The following is a 15489-nucleotide window of genomic DNA, read 5'->3' as shown; positions in this document are numbered from 1 at the left end:
ATACAGAGGACAGTGACTGTCTAATACGGCTTTTGAGGAAATATGATGACTGATAAAGAAATTAATACCGTTGACTCATTGAAAGCGAGTTTTAAGTTTGGTGTTCGACTCATGCCGGAAGCATTTTCCCACTTAATTGATGAGGCATATAAGGCATATGAAATCATTGATGGCGCTCAAGGTGATGGCCAGACCGCAGGGTTGAAACGAGATGGCAAAGGAAAATTGGCTCTCAACACTCACCATTCTGGCGGGTTAAATCCAGAACAGGGGGCTTTGGCCCTGTCACTTAAGCCAGAAGGCGGACTCTCTTTTGATGGGGGAGGGCATCTGAAATTTGATGTCGATCGGCAGGTTCAGTTTGCAGATTTTTTCAGTTTATCGCGGCGGGAGCGGATGGAAATCACGCAGGTGTTGGGTTTGAAACGTCCCATGATAACGCGTATTGTTTCTCCCTTCCCCAAAAAGGATGAGAGCTTTGGCATTTCTGTTAGCCTGAACGCAGTGGGAGACTGTTTAGCGGTTGGGATGATTAATAGAGTCTATGTATATACGCGCCGGAAGAGTGGTGAGTGGAATACAAGTAAGCCTATTGTGCTTGAGGTTAATGAAGATGAAGATCATAGAGCTTCATGGAGTGTCAGCCTGGATGCGGCGGGAGATTGCCTGGCGTTGGGAAGTCCGGTACCGTGGATGACTGCTAACCGAGGGAGGGTTTGTGTGTATATGCGCACGAATGGCGTCTGGGATACAAAGAATCCCATTGTGTTTCCGAGCGCAAGTGAATACTTTGGTATGAATGTCAGCTTGAGCGCAGTAGGAGACTGTCTGGTGGCGGGGGGCCAATACTTCTCTCCGTTCCGTATATTTATGCGCAAGAATGGGATCTGGGATAGAGAAAACCCCATTCAGATTCCGCTCCCTTCGGATTCTTATCAGTTTGGTAGGATTGTCCGCCTGAGTGCCGCGGGAAACTGCCTGGCGGCGCGTGATAACGGTTCCTCGCTTTATGTGTATACACGCACAAATGGGATCTGGGATGGAGAAAACCCCATTAAGTTCGATGCCCATGAAGATAATCTATCCGTGGGCAATGCTTTTAGCCTGAATGCAGAGGGAGATCGCTTGGCGGTGGAGATGGAGGAGAAGTATGATAAACCCGCTGATTGGAAGGTTTATCTGTATACGCGCAGGAATGGGATATGGGATAAAGAAAATCCTATTAAGTTTTCGGCTCCTGCAAGTGGCGTAACATATTTTGGCCGCTCTCTGGAACTGAATGATGCGGGAGATCGTCTGGTAGTGGGGGCGTCTTCCAGGATGTATGTGTATACCTGTCTGAATGATGAGTGGAATATGGAAACACCTCTTGAGATTTTGAATCCTTCAGGCAATCCAAATGGTTTTGGGGGGGGTGTCGGCCTGAATAAGGCGGGGACGAGTTTGGCCGTTGGTGCATGGGTAGAGAGCGTCGACTCTACGTCCAAAGCCGGTGCAGTTTATGTTTTTGAAAATGTTAAATAATACCATAGTGACTAAACTGAATATTATCCTCGGCACTTCACCTACGCCCGGACGTAGGCTGTTGCAGCTGTGAAACTAGCATTTTATCAAATGGATATTTATGCCTGTCAGGCAAATTCATGATGTTAATAGCGTGCTCTGATTTAATAGGTCATTCATGATATCCACTTTTTATGTGAATATACCTGCTTTAATAATATAATTAAGATGACACTATATAGTTTCTAACGAATCATTATCACTGAACTACTATAATAGTATCTGTTTTCAAAGCGTAGACGATAATTCATAAAAACACCGATGAAATGACATGTAAAAATATCTATAAAATTACTGAGCCACCATGGGGACAGCGGCCTGTACCCTGTGGACGACTCCCAAAATTAACTTTATGGGGGTAGAAGAGTAAGCCACTGAAATTTCCGTCAGACTCAGTAGATTCAATGTTGCTTGAAAAGATAGTCGATAATATCCTGATCAAATTCAAAGGTATCACGTCGTTCCGCAAGGTAGCTTTTTAGTACAGTGAGTGAACGCAGGCTTTCGCGTAGTTGGGTTTCGTTTGCTATATTTTGCCGCAATTTTTTGCAGTGTTCACGGAGGTTATCCTCTATTATCTTCGAGGTATTACCTCCCAATGTGTGCCAAATCATGCCCGGTAACGAATCAGATTTTTTTAGCTGATTAAGCTCATCGGCTAGTATATCTATACGTGCTTTTAGCAACTTATTGATGTCGGATATATCCCGGCTGTTAAAACTGAAAGTTGGATCAATGTACTTGTGGTACATGTTTATTATTGTCCAGACATCATTATCTTTCTTGGCTTTTGATAACTGTACCATCAACTGGTTTTTTTTCTTTTTCTCATCCAAATCCTGTTCACGATCCGGATGTAATACCTTGGCTATTTTTCTATACATTTGGCTTACTTCCTGCGATTTAAATAAATCATCCAGTTTTCTCTGGTCTTCTTCCGCAGGGTTGAAATCATCGGTATCTTCTGCATCATATTCATCGTAGAAATGTTCTGATTCCCGTTGAAAATGCTGTTCTATGGTGGCCCGCATTTTTTCAGGATTTTTCATCATATCAAGTAATTCTTCATCAGATATTTCTTCATTAAAATCAAAATATTCATCCAGAGTCTGCCGGATATCAGCCATCTGTTCTGGTGTTGGAGTTTCCTCTTCTTTCAACGCATGAAGATTGGAAAAGTGATCGGTCAACTTATTGAGATCAAGGTTTTCGTTAAAGGGGTAAGTACATAACTCAGCAAGCTCTTCTTCTATCCAGAAAAATAATTCTCTCCGTTGGTTTTTCCCCAGCGATTTTTTATCGGCAAATGAAAGCAACCGTGCCGCTTTATCATATCTAGACTGTATATATTGATGCTCTACCGGTAAGACCTCCTGTTGAAAGCGCATGAACAACGCATCTTGTTGCTGTTGTAGCTTGGCTATCTTCAATTGGTATTTTTCGATGGACTTCCAGTAAGCTTTGAATTGTTGCTGAGGCGTTTTTGGTATCTGTTGTCCGCTCGATTTTCTTTTTTTTAGTTGCTTGTGCATCAATATTGTTCCTGAAGTTGAAACTCGTACGTTGCGTAATTAAAAATTGTATTGTCAATACCCGTTGTTGTTTATTCCTATTCTGCAATATATTTTCGTAACACGCAAAACATTATCGTTTTGCAATTGTTACATTGACTTAAAAATGGTGATTTTTGCTAATCAATAAAAAACGGCACTACCGCGATGGGCGGTAATGCGCTGAATCAAACTTGGACTTTATGGCCGGAAAACATGGAGTGACGGGTAGCTTGGCCGTCTGAACCATAAAGAGAGGGGCTGTGGTGGCTTTTTAGAAAAGCGATAGCTTTACTATTTAACTCAAGATGCTGGGCTAACAATAGACCATTATGGGCATTTAAATCACGAACCTGGATAGCTGCTTTGCCGATCTGTTGCCACAATGTGGTGAGCATAGGCTGCTTATCGTAAGGCGCGATGGTCTTTAATTCTTTGCTTAAATTAAGACGATGCTGTTCTGAATGACCAAGCGCGGATAACAGAAAGTTTTTTCGTTCTGTTACCCGGTGTAAATCTCGTGCTTCAATAAAACCCTCGCACAGAATACGCTGTTCTTCCGCTATTGTTTGGGTCAGCGAGGTTAAATAGGTAACTTGTTGTTCGAGTAATTTCTGAAGTTCTTCCATAATGGGTGTAATTACTTTTTATAATACGGAAAGTTTTCGGCAGCTTCTCTGAGCAGAGCATCTGCGATTTTACCGCTGTTCATTTTTAAGGTTCCCTGAGCGACCGCTTCTTTCAGCTTTTGTACCTTTTGGATGTTGATATCCTGGCTGCTCGGCTGAACCAGTTTTGTTTGTGCTTCGCTTAGTTTTACTTGTGCATCACTGCTTTTTAACGTAACGCCGGAGGTTTTTCGGGTGCCTTGGGCGCTTTCATTAGTAGGTCGCTGTTGAACAGCCGCGATAGCTAATAAGGGTTGAGTGCGTTCGATACTCATAATCATTATCCTTTATGGCCAGGCATAGGTTCACCTATGGATCGGAGCAGGTTACATGCCATTTGCATACCTGCAAATCATGCTCTGCTGGTTATATCGGCACAGTAAAAGAAAACTTTAGCAACTTATAACATGATTTTTACACTGCCGTTTTCTAATGCCTGGCCGGTTATAACGTGTCCTGAATTCATTCGAACCCTGACTTTATCAGAAGTTGCAGCGTTATTAATAGCTTTCCCTTCATTGCGTATCTGAAAACCCTTTCCCTGTACAATGACCCCCACATTCTGACCTGCCCGTACAGCCCATGGGCGACGCAACATGTTGCGGGTGATGGCCTGCCCAGCCGGAATGTTGCGTACAGCAACACTGTTTTTTATTTCATTTTTGTTAACAATCAGATCGTTCGGTAGTTTTTCCAGTAATCCGCTTCTAACCTGAAAATCTTTCTCGGATAAAACATCATTACGGGAAAGGGCGCGGCGGGTAACCCAATAATGTCCTGTAACGCTGACAGCGACCTGAATAAATTTACGTTGTTGATGGCATACGATAGGTAAAGAGATATTTCCCCAGTTTTGACCACCAACAGAGGGATGAATTTCCGGTGATTTACACTGAGGCCATTGTTGTTCTGGCGTTCTGATTTCAACCGAAACTTTTTGATGATTATCCCGGTGTATCTGCTGAAAATAATGTGTTATGGCCTGAGGCAGATTATTTCCCCATGCCATCGAATTCATAAAGAAAAACGTGAATAGCCCGATAATCTTTATAGCTTGCATCATTCTCGCTCTCATTATTCTGTCAATAAAAAGTAGATAAATCCGCGGCTGTTGGGTGGCGCACAGTGTACCTGCATTGAATGTCGGTTAATGGGATAAATAGCAATTCAATTAGCGTCTATTCATTCGATAGGCTTTTCTTTCTGCGTTTATTCTATTTACTGCGAACTTCGCGATCGCGAACGGTGCTATTTAAAGTTCACAACACAGCCAAGTCACATCAGAGGGAGGAATATGCTCGATAAATTAGATGCAGCCTTTCATTTTCAGCAGGAAGCTTTGTCATTGCGATCACGGCGGCAGGGAATATTGTCCGCGAATATCGCCAATGCGGATACTCCAGGATATCAGGCGCGGGATATTGATTTCGCCACACAACTGAAAAAAACCATTGCGCACGGTCGGGTCACCGGAAACGGGATTGGGCTGACGCTAACATCGGATCGGCATATTCCTATTCAGCCTCAAAAGAGAATGGAGATGGATTTGCTGTATCGGGTGCCTTATCAGGCGGCACTGGATGGCAACACGGTGGATATGGATATAGAGCGCGGCAATTTTATGGATAACAGCCTGAAATATCAGACTGAACTGACGGCGACCAGTGCTCAGGTCAAAAGCATGATGTCAGTTTTACAGCAAGGATAAAGGCCATGTCTTTACTCAGTGTTTTTGATATTGCCGGTTCGGCATTATCAGCGCAATCCCAACGGTTAAATGTCAGTGCCAGCAATATGGCGAATGCCGATAGCGTTTCGGGGCCTGATGGCCAGCCATATCGGGCGAAACAGGTGGTTTTTCGTGTCGCGGCTCCGGTAGGGCAGGAAACAGGCGGTGTCCGGGTCAGTGAAATTGTTGATGATCCCACCCCTTTCCGCCTTGAGTATCAGCCAGGTCACCCATTGGCAGATGAAAAAGGCTATGTGCGTATGCCAAACGTTGATGTAGTCGGAGAAATGATCAACACCATTTCGGCTTCCCGCAGCTATCAGGCCAACGTTGAGGTACTGAATACAACTAAGTCGATGATGCTAAAAACATTAACGTTAGGTCAGTAACAGGAGCGGCTCATGGGAATTGCCAGTGCAATGAATGAACCAATGGATAACACCATCGTTGGGGAAATGGCACCGAACAGCAAGACAAAGAAGAAGAACAGCGAAGAGCTGAGTGATAACTTCATGAACTTGTTGATCACGCAAATGAAAAATCAGGACCCAACCAACCCGATGAAAAACAATGAGCTGACCGCCCATTTGGCGCAGATAAACACGGTTCAAGGGATTGAAAAGCTCAATACCACACTGGGCTCTATTGTTGGTCAGATTAATAGCAGCCAGTCTTTGCAGGCATCGGCTCTGATTGGACGGGGCGTTATGATCCCTGGGGATACCATTCTGGTGGGTTCCAGTGAGGAAGAGGGCGTCAGTACCACACCATTTGGTATTGAGTTGCAGAGGCCTGCGGATGATGTGAAAGTGACCATTACGGATAAACAAGGGGTTGTTGTACGCCAAATTGATATTGGTGCGCTGGAAGCGGGGGTCCATAACTTCACCTGGAATGGCACAAAAGAAGATAGCACTACGGCTGCGGATGGCGCTTATAAAATCACTATTGCAGCCAGCTATAAAGGCGAGCAGAGAGTGTTTCAGCCACTGGCGTTCGCTGTTGTGAATGGCGTTACCCATGGAGAGGACGGCGCTAAATTAGATTTAGGACTGGCCGGTACCGTCACGATGGATAAGGTGCGTCAGATTCTTTAACAAACGAGAGTTTTAACGGAGAAGTAATATGTCTTTTTCACAAGCAGTGAGTGGTTTGAATGCAGCGTCAGCTAATCTGGATGTTATAGGTAACAATATCGCTAATGCAGCGACATATGGTTTTAAATCCAGCACTGCTGCCTTTGCTGACATCTTTGCCGGTTCTCAGGTGGGGCTAGGGGTAAAAATGTCGGGTATTAATCAGAACTTTAAAGATGGTACGACGACTACCACCAATCGGCCCCTTGACCTCGCGATCACGGAAAATGGTTTCTTCCGTATGCAAGACAGTAATGGCGGGATCTACTATTCCCGTAACGGCCAGTTCAAAATGGACGAGAACCGTAACATTGTTAATATGCAAGGTATGAAACTGACTGGCTATCCGGCAGTGAGTATCAATGGGGGGACGCCACAGGTTCAAAAGGGCGCTAACCCGGTAGCGATTACTGTATCTCAGGATATGTTGGTGGCTAAAGCGACTACTGCGGTGACGATGCAAGTGAACCTCAATTCGATGCATAAAGTACCAACGGAAGCTTTCTCCCCAGACAAGCCAGACTCTTATAACTACCCTAACACGATCACTGTTTTCGACAGTCTGGGCAACCCGCATGGTGTCAGCGTTTTCTTTGTAAAAACCAATGATAACGAATGGCAAGTCTATGCGCGGGATGGGGATGTTGCCGGTGCTAAAGAAGCTTCACTCGGAACTTTGAAATTTGATGGTAACGGTAAAATCATTGGTGATAATAACCAGTTCACGTTTAACGTTCCTTCACTGAATGGTTCTTTGGCTTCGGATATTACGATTAATTTTAACAATAGCCGGCAACAAAAAATTAATGCTGACAGCGTAATCAAACCAACCCAGGACGGTTATACAGCCGGTCAGTTTACTGGCTACCGTATTGAGAACGATGGTCGTGTTATCGGTACCTATTCCAATCTGCAATCTCAGTTGCTTGGTCAGATTGTACTGACTAACTTTGCTAACCCGGAAGGGCTGGCTGCGCAGGGTAATAATGTGTGGTCAGAAACCGGTACTTCAGGCAGCCCGGTGGTGGGGACTGCTGACTCAGGTAATTTTGGTAAATTGTACAGTGGTACATTGGAATCATCCAACGTTGATATGAGTCAGGAACTGGTCAATATGATTGTGACTCAGCGCAACTATCAATCCAATGCTCAGACCATTAAAACTCAGGATCAGATCCTGCAAACGCTGGTCAGCCTGCGCTGATAGTTTCAGGATAGCATTATGGATCATGTCATCTATACCGCAATGGGCGGAGCTCGTCAGACCCTGGAACATCAGGCGGTGACGGCAAATAATCTGGCAAATGCATCAACGCCGGGTTTTAAGGCACAACTGGCTGCATTGCGAGCGGTTCCTGTTGAAGGGGCTGCCTATAACACCCGTACTTTGGTTGTGGCTTCAACACCGGGCTCTGACCATCGTCAGGGGCCGATGAACTATACTGCCCGTCCGCTTGATGTGGCTATTGGGCAGGGGGGCTATCTGGCTGTTCAGCTTGAAGATGGCTCTGAGGCTTATACCCGTAACGGCAATATTCAAATTTCATCGGAAGGTCAGTTAACCATTCAGGGTAACCTGCTGGTGGGTGATAACGGCCCGATAGAGGTTCCACCACAGACTGAATTAACACTGGCGGCTGATGGTTCTATCTCTGGGTTGGTTGCCGGTGATCCTCCCACTCAGCTAGGGCTGCTTGGCAGAGTGAAAATGGTGAAACCTGAAGAGCGTCAGCTGATCCGTGGCGACGATGGCCTTTTCCACATGACTGAACAGGCACAAGAGTTACAGGGTGATGTCTTGCCTGCCAGCGATGAGGTGAAATTAATGCCTGGTGTGCTTGAAGGAAGTAACGTCAACCCAGTGGAAAGCATGGTAAGTATGATTACCAATGCTCGTCGCTTTGAAATGCAGATGAAAGTTATCCATAGCTCAGATGAAAATGCACAACGTGCCAATCAGCTCTTATCAATGAGTTGATTTAGATACAGAGGGATAAAACTGATGATCCGATCATTGTGGATTGCTAAAACTGGGCTGGATGCCCAGCAAACTAATATGGATGTGATTGCCAATAACCTGGCGAACGTCAGCACTAATGGTTTTAAACGTCAGCGCGCTGTTTTTGAAGATCTGCTTTATCAGAACATTCGCCAACCGGGGGCTATGTCATCGGAACAAACCCGTTTACCTTCTGGTTTACAGATAGGTACTGGGGTTCGTCCAGTATCGACAGAACGTCTGCACAGCCAGGGGAATTTATCCCAGACCAATAACAGCAGACATGTTGCGATTAAAGGGCAGGGATTCTTTCAGGTTCAGTTACCCGATGGCACCACGGCTTACACTCGTGATGGCTCATTTCAGATAGATCAGAATGGACAACTGACAACTGTTGGTGGTTTTCAAATTTCTCCGGCAATCGTAATCCCTGATAACGCCACAGAAATGGGCATTAGCCGTGATGGTTTGGTCAGTGTAAAAGTGCAGGGCCAATCTGCTCCTCAGCAGGTTGGGCAACTTACCCTGACAACCTTTATCAATGACAGCGGGTTGGAAAGTATCGGTGAAAACCTTTATCTGGAGACAAATAGCTCTGGGGTGCCGGCTGAAAACACGCCGGGAATCAATGGCGCCGGGTTGCTCTATCAGGGATATGTGGAAACATCTAACGTCAATGTAGCTGAAGAATTGGTCAACATGATCCAGACGCAGCGGGCTTATGACATAAACAGTAAGGCTGTGTCGACTTCTGATCAGATGCTGCAAAAACTGACTCAGTTATAACCTAATCATCAATCAAAATTACGGGGGAACGCTGTTTCCCCGTTATTCAGAGATAAATTAAGAGTATCGAAGATGGATACAATGGCTGTTGCCGAGATCAGCACTGTTTGTCAGTCCCGCAATTTACGGAAAAATGCGGCAAACAAATGGCGTTGCAGTATAGCACTGGCGGTATTGTCACTCACGGGCTGTGCCTATATCCCGCAAAAACCTCTGATTGCGGGAGCCACAACCGCGGCACCTTCCGCGGCAACCGCGCCAGTACCGAATGGTGCCATTTTTCAGGTAGTGCAGCCTGTTTATTATGGTTATCAGCCGTTATTTGAAGATCGCCGCCCACGAAATATTGGCGATACCCTGACGATTACCTTGCAGGAAAATGTCAGCGCCAGTAAAAGCTCTTCTGCCAATGCCAGCCGTAACGGGAAAACGACTTTTTCCGCCGCATTGACTCCCCGTTTCCTGAAAGGGTTAATGGGTGGAGATAAAACCGATCTGGATATGGAAGGTGAGAATACTTTCGGCGGAAAAGGGGGCGCTAATGCCAACAACACATTCAGAGGGACGATTACCGTGACGGTTGATCAGTTACTGGCAAACGGCAACTTACATGTTGTTGGTGAAAAGCAGATTGCCATCAATCAGGGAACGGAGTTTATCCGTTTCTCCGGGGTGATTAACCCCCGGACTATCAATGCCAATAATACCGTCAGCTCTAACCAGGTCGCTGATGCCCGCATTGAATATGTGGGGAATGGTTATATCAATGAAGCGCAGAACATGGGCTGGTTACAGCGTTTCTTCTTGAATGTCTCACCGTTTTAAAAGGGGATGGTTATGATAAAACAATTTGCTGTCAGCCTTCTTCTTGTATTGCTGACGCTGATGACAACTCCAGCATCGGCGGAACGTATCCGTGATCTGACGACGGTTCAAGGGGTGCGTGAAAATGCGTTGATTGGTTATGGATTGGTCGTTGGATTGGATGGGACCGGTGACCAGACCACCCAGACGCCATTTACCACCCAGAGTTTAAGCAATATGTTATCCCAGTTGGGGATTACGGTTCCTCCGGGAACCAATATGCAGTTGAAAAACGTAGCGGCTGTGATGGTAACGGCAAAATTGCCGCCATTTGGCCGTACCGGACAGAATATTGATGTGGTGGTTTCTTCTCTGGGCAATGCCAAAAGCTTACGTGGCGGTACTTTGCTGATGACACCACTAAAAGGCATTGATAATCAGATATACGCTCTGGCTCAGGGCAATATTCTGGTTGGTGGCGCGGGTGCCAGTTCTGGTGGCAGCAGTGTTAAAGTGAATCAGCTGGCGGGGGGACGGATTAGTAACGGAGCAGTTATTGAGCGTGAATTGCCGACACAGTTTGGTGAGAGTGGCATACTTAATCTTCAGTTAAATAACGAAGATTTTTCCCTGGCACAGCAAATCAGCGACGTGATCAATCGTATGCGCGGAGCGGGGACAGCAACGCCATTGGATGCCCGCACCGTGCAATTAAGTATGCCGAAGGATAAGAGCGAGCAGGTTAAATTCCTTTCTCATGTGCAGAACCTGACTATCCGTGTTGATGTGGGTGACGCCAAAGTGATTATTAACTCCCGCACCGGCTCGGTGGTGATGAATCGTAACGTTATGCTGGATAGTTGTGCCGTTGCTCAGGGAAATCTTTCTGTCACTGTTGATAATCAGGTTGTTGTTAATCAGCCAAATACCCCATTTGCAGGTGGAGCGACCGTTGTCACCCGTAATCCCAGTGTGGCTGTCCGTGAACAGGGTGGTGCGTTGCAGAAGGTTAACGCTAGCGCGAGTTTGAATAGTGTTGTTCAAGCGCTGAATGCATTGGGGGCTACACCTAATGATTTGATGTCAATCTTACAGGCTATGGAAAGTGCGGGTTGTCTGCGGGCGAAACTGGAGATCATCTGATGAGTGATTTTTCAATTCTGTCCGGTGCTGCTTATGACGTACAGTCGGTTAATGCGCTGAAATCCAGTCTGGCAAAAGATCCACAACAAGGGCTACGACAAGTAGCCCAACAAGTGGAAGGTATCTTTGTTGAGATGATGCTGAAAAGTATGCGTTCGGCTCTGCCTAAAGATGGCATGCTAAACAGTGAACAGACACGCCTTTATACTTCGATGTACGATCAGCAAATTGCTCAGAATATGTCGCAGAAGGGGCTGGGTTTTGCTGATATGATGCTAAAGCAGCTTTCTAACGCCAATATCGCGCCGAGTGAAATGGCTGGGAAAGTGCCCATGACACTGGATAACGAAATTTTGCAAACATTGCCAAGACAGGCGCTTGAGCAATTTATCCGCCGGACGGTGCCGAAACCTGCGGCTGCACCTAAGCCACTCCCCCTGAACAGTACCAACTTTGTTTCTACGCTCTCTGTTCCCGCGCAAATCGCTAGCCAACGCAGTGGTATTCCTCATTTGCTGATTATCGCTCAGGCCGCGCTGGAGTCTGGTTGGGGGCAAAGAGAAATCATGACTGCCGATGGTAAGCCAAGCCATAATCTGTTTGGTATTAAAGCGGGTAAAAGCTGGAAAGGGCCGGTAACCAATATCCTGACCACCGAATATATTAACGGCGAACCACAAAAAATGAAGGATAACTTCCGTGTTTATGGTTCTTACGTGGAAGCGATTACAGATTACGTCAAGTTACTGACAGAAAGCCCCCGTTACGCCAGCGTTGCCAGTTCGGTTACGCCGGAGCAGGGGGCTTATTCTCTGCAACAGGCGGGTTATGCAACCGATCCCGGCTATGCGAAAAAACTGGTCTCTGTTATTCAACAGCTGAAAGGCGCTGGAGAGCAGGCGGTAAAAGCGTATACCCACGATTTGAGTGAACTGTTCTGATCCACATTTTGCTCAAGTTTTATTGCGGTTAGCCGATAAATTATAACAGTTCAGACGCTGTTTTTACCTATCTGAAGGGTTGTTTGCCGCCACCAGCGGAGATATAACGAAAACGCAAAAGGATCTATTTATGTCCAACAGTCTTATTAACACCGCGATGAGTGGCCTTCAGGCGGCTCAGATTGCTCTGGGAACAGTGAGTAATAACCTCACAAAATCCCGTGTTTCCGGTTATAACCGGCAATCAACAGTGATAAATCAAAATGGTGGTACGATGACATCCATTGGCTTTATGGGAAATGGTGTTACTGTTACCAGTATTAACCGTCAATATAATGAATTCATTAATAATCAGCTTTCTGCTGCTCAGGAAAAACAAAGTGGATTGATCGCTTATTCTCAGCAAATTTCCAAGATTGATAATTTGCTGGCAGATAAGGCGAATAATCTTTCAAACACCATTGATGACTTTTTTACCAGTTTACGCAATGTTATCAGTAATGCTGAAGACGATGCAGCTAGAACGACAACCATTGGTACGGCGAAGGGGCTGGTAAACCAGTTGAAAAGTGCAGATACCTTCCTGCGTAATATGGAAAATAATATCAATAAGGGGATCACTAGCACTGTTGATTCCATCAATGACGTTGCCCAGCAAATTGCCAAACTGAATGGTGAAATTACCCGAATGAAGGGAGGTAGTAGTGCTGAACCAAATGCATTACTGGATCAGCGGGATGAATTGGTCAATGATCTGAATAAGCTGGTCGGCGTGAGTGTTACTCAGCAAGATGGTGATTCTTATAATGTGACTTTTGCGGGTGGGTTGACACTGGTTCAGGGAACAACAGCATATAAGGTAGATGCTGTTTCATCTAATACAAATAGTAGCCGTATCACGTTGGGTTATGAGCGTGGTTTTGGTGACGTTGTTGAAATTAATGAAAAATTCATTAATCAAGGTAAATTGGGTGGCATATTCCGGGCACGTAGTGAAGTCCTGGATAATTCCCGTAATCAACTAAACCAATTAGCATTGGTATTAGGCGATCAATTTAATCAGGTTCATCGTTCTGGTTTTGATTTGAAAGGTGAACCGGGTAAAGATTTCTTCACCTTTAATAACCCGGATGTTATTTCCAACAGCAAAAATAAAGGTTCTGCCGATTTCAAAGTGGAATATTCAAATACTTCAGAGGTAAAAGCCAGTGATTATCACATTAGCTATGATGGCGCTAATTGGAAAATCCAACGAGCCTCTGATAAGGTGGATATTTCTGCCAAAGTGACGGGTAATACACTGGAATTTGATGGACTAAAAGTTGAGATTAATTCAACGAACGCAATAGAGAATGACCAATATACCTTAAGAGCTGTCAGCGGTGCTATTGGCGGCATGGAAGTTAATGTTGATGCGTCTCAATTTGCTGCCGCCGGCACTAAAGACTCCGGGCCAAGTGATAACGTCAATGTAAAAAAACTCGCTGAATTGCAAAGCAAAAAATTGGTCGATGGTAAAGCCTCATTTTCCGGTGCTTATGCTTCTATGGTCAGTACTATTGGTAACCAGACCAGCACTGCCAATGTTGATTTAGAAACTCAGAACAATATTACTAAGCAGCTTTATGAAGAACAGCAATCTGTTTCTGGTGTCAACATAGATGAAGAGTACGGTGCGTTGCAGAGTTTGCAGCAATATTATCTGGCTAACGCACAAGTGATCCAGACAGCTACAACACTGTTTAATGCCATTTTAGATCTCCGTCGCTGATAAACGTGGATTAAAAATAGTCTGAGGATACCCGGATATCCTCCTGGGCGTTTAGCTGAATACTTGAAAGGAAAGATATCATGCGTGTAAGTACCAATATATTGTATGAACAGAAAATGATTGGTATCACTTTGGCCCAGTCAAAATGGATGCAGCAGGGAGCGCAATTATCCAGTGGTCAAAGAGTGATAAATCCATCTGATGATCCTATGGCGGCATCTCAAGGGATCATGGTTGCTCAGGCCGAATCTCAGAATCAGCAATATATGACCGCCCGTTCATTTGCCAAGAACGCGATTTCTATGCAATTAAGCGTCGTATCCAAAGCCGTTGGTGTCGTACAAAATGTGCATGAAAGCCTTGTCGCCACAGTAAACGGTATCTTGAGTGATGAAGACCGCAACTCACTGGCTATTCAATTGGAAGGTTTTAAAGAACAGCTGGTTAATCTGGGTAATTCGACTGATGGTAATGGCCGCTATATTTTTTCCGGCTATAAAACGGATGTGAAACCTTTTGATGAGAGTAAAAGTGGTGTCGTCAGTTACAACGGTGGCTATGAGGAAGTGACTCAAAAAGTGGATAGCAACCGTTCTATGATTATCGGGCATACTGGGGAACAAGTATTTCTTTCTTCTACCAGTAACCCGGTAAAAGAGCCGGATGGTAGCCCTAGTGAATCTGATATATTCAAAACCATAAACCTGGCGATTCAGTCATTGAGAACGCCACTTCAGGGGACAGATCAAGAAACCCGTGATGATGCATTAGAATTGCTGAATAAGGCAAGCCGTGGTGCCCGTAATGCGTTGAATAATATCTCTTCTGTGGAATCAGTATTGGGTTTACAACTGAGAGAAATTGGAGAACTAGACAGCTTGGGCGCAGAACGTAGCCTGGCAAATAAAAGCCGTTTGAGTGAGCTGCTCGATGTGGAATGGAACTCGACGATTTCTAATTATTATCAGCAACAAGCTACACTTCAGGCATCATATAAGACATTTACAGATATGAAAGGCATGTCGTTGTTTGAGATATTTCGTTAATTCTATTTTTCTGCTAATTAATCGCTGGGTTAGGCCAGCGATTCTTTTCCATTACGTATCCCAGATAATTAATTATTATATAAATGTTCATTTTTATACTGATAAGCTTGAGCTGTTGCTTATTGGTTTTTACTGAGATTGATAATTACAGCTTTGTAGAAGTAAATGGTGTTATGTGGTTAATTCTAATCCATTAAATTTCTTATCGTTATTTGTTATATCCCACAAAAAATCCTCATTTTGACCAGAATAAAATTTCGTTATTCAAAGAAAATAAGTGCTTTCTTTCTTCCCTTTTCTATTCTCCCATTCGTAGGGTATTAACCAAACCGATAGCAGATGGATAATCTTAG

16 protein-coding genes are annotated in these 15489 nt (G+C 44.8%); 12 read left to right on the top strand and 4 right to left on the bottom strand.

The genetic code is table 11. The features are described 5' to 3' along the window. Window positions 1-42: 42 nt before the first annotated feature. The gene (locus ACGF7G_RS09375) at window positions 43-1524 is read left to right on the top strand and encodes a hypothetical protein (RefSeq protein WP_387464950.1); all 1482 of its coding nucleotides are present in this window, start codon (window positions 43-45) and stop codon (window positions 1522-1524) included. A 440-nt stretch (window positions 1525-1964) separates the two neighbouring features. On the opposite strand, the gene ACGF7G_RS09370 is transcribed toward ACGF7G_RS09375, so the two are convergent. The 4 genes from ACGF7G_RS09370 to flgA form a co-directional block, all read right to left on the bottom strand. Further along, a complete protein-coding gene (locus ACGF7G_RS09370) occupies window positions 1965-3095 on the bottom strand; it encodes a hypothetical protein (protein ID WP_387464949.1) in 1131 nt (376 codons plus the stop codon). Window positions 3096-3301: 206 nt separating this feature from the next. Beyond that, on the bottom strand, window positions 3302-3742 hold the full coding sequence (locus tag ACGF7G_RS09365) for a flagella synthesis protein FlgN (RefSeq protein WP_387464948.1): 441 nt from the start codon (window positions 3740-3742) through the stop codon (window positions 3302-3304). 11 nt (window positions 3743-3753) lie between these two features. Next, a complete protein-coding gene (gene flgM / locus ACGF7G_RS09360) occupies window positions 3754-4056 on the bottom strand; it encodes a flagellar biosynthesis anti-sigma factor FlgM (RefSeq protein WP_046976502.1) in 303 nt (100 codons plus the stop codon). Window positions 4057-4181: 125 nt separating this feature from the next. Then, a complete protein-coding gene (gene flgA / locus ACGF7G_RS09355; RefSeq protein WP_242688626.1) occupies window positions 4182-4844 on the bottom strand; it encodes a flagellar basal body P-ring formation chaperone FlgA in 663 nt (220 codons plus the stop codon). Window positions 4845-5075: 231 nt separating this feature from the next. Here flgA and flgB point away from each other — a divergent pair, with 231 nt between their 5' ends. The 11 genes from flgB to flgL all read left to right on the top strand — a co-directional run bounded on the left by flgB (window position 5076) and on the right by flgL (window position 15136). After that, entirely contained in the window at window positions 5076-5489 is a 414-nt protein-coding gene (gene flgB, locus ACGF7G_RS09350) for a flagellar basal body rod protein FlgB (RefSeq protein ID WP_387464945.1), read from the top strand. Window positions 5490-5494: 5 nt separating this feature from the next. Continuing rightward, the gene (gene flgC / locus ACGF7G_RS09345; protein ID WP_133815894.1) at window positions 5495-5899 is read left to right on the top strand and encodes a flagellar basal body rod protein FlgC; all 405 of its coding nucleotides are present in this window, start codon (window positions 5495-5497) and stop codon (window positions 5897-5899) included. A 12-nt stretch (window positions 5900-5911) separates the two neighbouring features. Continuing rightward, complete coding sequence (flgD, locus tag ACGF7G_RS09340) at window positions 5912-6607, top strand: flagellar hook assembly protein FlgD (protein ID WP_387464944.1); 696 nt, start codon at window positions 5912-5914, stop codon at window positions 6605-6607. A 28-nt stretch (window positions 6608-6635) separates the two neighbouring features. Beyond that, complete coding sequence (gene flgE, locus ACGF7G_RS09335; protein WP_387464943.1) at window positions 6636-7850, top strand: flagellar hook protein FlgE; 1215 nt, start codon at window positions 6636-6638, stop codon at window positions 7848-7850. An 18-nt stretch (window positions 7851-7868) separates the two neighbouring features. Then, entirely contained in the window at window positions 7869-8624 is a 756-nt protein-coding gene (locus ACGF7G_RS09330) for a flagellar basal body rod protein FlgF (protein WP_387464942.1), read from the top strand. A 24-nt stretch (window positions 8625-8648) separates the two neighbouring features. Continuing rightward, entirely contained in the window at window positions 8649-9431 is a 783-nt protein-coding gene (flgG, locus tag ACGF7G_RS09325; RefSeq protein WP_387464941.1) for a flagellar basal-body rod protein FlgG, read from the top strand. A gap of 72 nt (window positions 9432-9503) precedes the next feature. Further along, window positions 9504-10256, top strand: coding sequence for a flagellar basal body L-ring protein FlgH (locus ACGF7G_RS09320; RefSeq protein WP_387464940.1), 753 nt, complete (start codon window positions 9504-9506; stop codon window positions 10254-10256). A 12-nt stretch (window positions 10257-10268) separates the two neighbouring features. Continuing rightward, window positions 10269-11378 carry a flagellar basal body P-ring protein FlgI gene (locus ACGF7G_RS09315; protein ID WP_387464939.1) on the top strand — a complete coding sequence of 370 codons (1110 nt, stop codon included), beginning with the start codon at window positions 10269-10271 and terminating at the stop codon, window positions 11376-11378. Next, window positions 11378-12319, top strand: a complete 942-nt coding sequence (gene flgJ / locus ACGF7G_RS09310) for a flagellar assembly peptidoglycan hydrolase FlgJ (protein ID WP_387464938.1) — start codon at window positions 11378-11380, stop codon at window positions 12317-12319. Before ACGF7G_RS09315 ends, flgJ begins: the two co-directional genes overlap by 1 nt. A 130-nt stretch (window positions 12320-12449) precedes the next feature. Next, the gene (gene flgK / locus ACGF7G_RS09305) at window positions 12450-14090 is read left to right on the top strand and encodes a flagellar hook-associated protein FlgK (protein ID WP_387464937.1); all 1641 of its coding nucleotides are present in this window, start codon (window positions 12450-12452) and stop codon (window positions 14088-14090) included. 80 nt (window positions 14091-14170) lie between these two features. After that, window positions 14171-15136, top strand: a complete 966-nt coding sequence (gene flgL / locus ACGF7G_RS09300; RefSeq protein WP_387464936.1) for a flagellar hook-associated protein FlgL — start codon at window positions 14171-14173, stop codon at window positions 15134-15136. Window positions 15137-15489 lie beyond the last annotated feature (353 nt).

It is taken from the genome of Photorhabdus sp. RM323S (assembly GCF_042879375.1).
Classification (GTDB): Bacteria; Pseudomonadota; Gammaproteobacteria; order Enterobacterales; family Enterobacteriaceae; genus Photorhabdus; species Photorhabdus tasmaniensis.
Note: the sequence above shows the minus strand (reverse complement) of the source record. Positions and strands in the feature narration are given on the sequence as shown.

What these genes read in the sequence shown, in the direction of transcription:
- ACGF7G_RS09375 (WP_387464950.1), top strand. Translation starts at nt 43, where the DNA reads ATGATGACTGATAAAGAAATTAATACCGTTGACTCATTGAAAGCGAGT.
- ACGF7G_RS09370 (WP_387464949.1), bottom strand. Translation starts at nt 3,095, where the DNA reads ATGCACAAGCAACTAAAAAAAAGAAAATCGAGCGGACAACAGATACCA.
- ACGF7G_RS09365 (WP_387464948.1), bottom strand. Translation starts at nt 3,742, where the DNA reads ATGGAAGAACTTCAGAAATTACTCGAACAACAAGTTACCTATTTAACC.
- flgM (WP_046976502.1), bottom strand. Translation starts at nt 4,056, where the DNA reads ATGAGTATCGAACGCACTCAACCCTTATTAGCTATCGCGGCTGTTCAA.
- flgA (WP_242688626.1), bottom strand. Translation starts at nt 4,844, where the DNA reads ATGATGCAAGCTATAAAGATTATCGGGCTATTCACGTTTTTCTTTATG.
- flgB (WP_387464945.1), top strand. Translation starts at nt 5,076, where the DNA reads ATGCTCGATAAATTAGATGCAGCCTTTCATTTTCAGCAGGAAGCTTTG.
- flgC (WP_133815894.1), top strand. Translation starts at nt 5,495, where the DNA reads ATGTCTTTACTCAGTGTTTTTGATATTGCCGGTTCGGCATTATCAGCG.
- flgD (WP_387464944.1), top strand. Translation starts at nt 5,912, where the DNA reads ATGGGAATTGCCAGTGCAATGAATGAACCAATGGATAACACCATCGTT.
- flgE (WP_387464943.1), top strand. Translation starts at nt 6,636, where the DNA reads ATGTCTTTTTCACAAGCAGTGAGTGGTTTGAATGCAGCGTCAGCTAAT.
- ACGF7G_RS09330 (WP_387464942.1), top strand. Translation starts at nt 7,869, where the DNA reads ATGGATCATGTCATCTATACCGCAATGGGCGGAGCTCGTCAGACCCTG.
- flgG (WP_387464941.1), top strand. Translation starts at nt 8,649, where the DNA reads ATGATCCGATCATTGTGGATTGCTAAAACTGGGCTGGATGCCCAGCAA.
- ACGF7G_RS09320 (WP_387464940.1), top strand. Translation starts at nt 9,504, where the DNA reads ATGGATACAATGGCTGTTGCCGAGATCAGCACTGTTTGTCAGTCCCGC.
- ACGF7G_RS09315 (WP_387464939.1), top strand. Translation starts at nt 10,269, where the DNA reads ATGATAAAACAATTTGCTGTCAGCCTTCTTCTTGTATTGCTGACGCTG.
- flgJ (WP_387464938.1), top strand. Translation starts at nt 11,378, where the DNA reads ATGAGTGATTTTTCAATTCTGTCCGGTGCTGCTTATGACGTACAGTCG.
- flgK (WP_387464937.1), top strand. Translation starts at nt 12,450, where the DNA reads ATGTCCAACAGTCTTATTAACACCGCGATGAGTGGCCTTCAGGCGGCT.
- flgL (WP_387464936.1), top strand. Translation starts at nt 14,171, where the DNA reads ATGCGTGTAAGTACCAATATATTGTATGAACAGAAAATGATTGGTATC.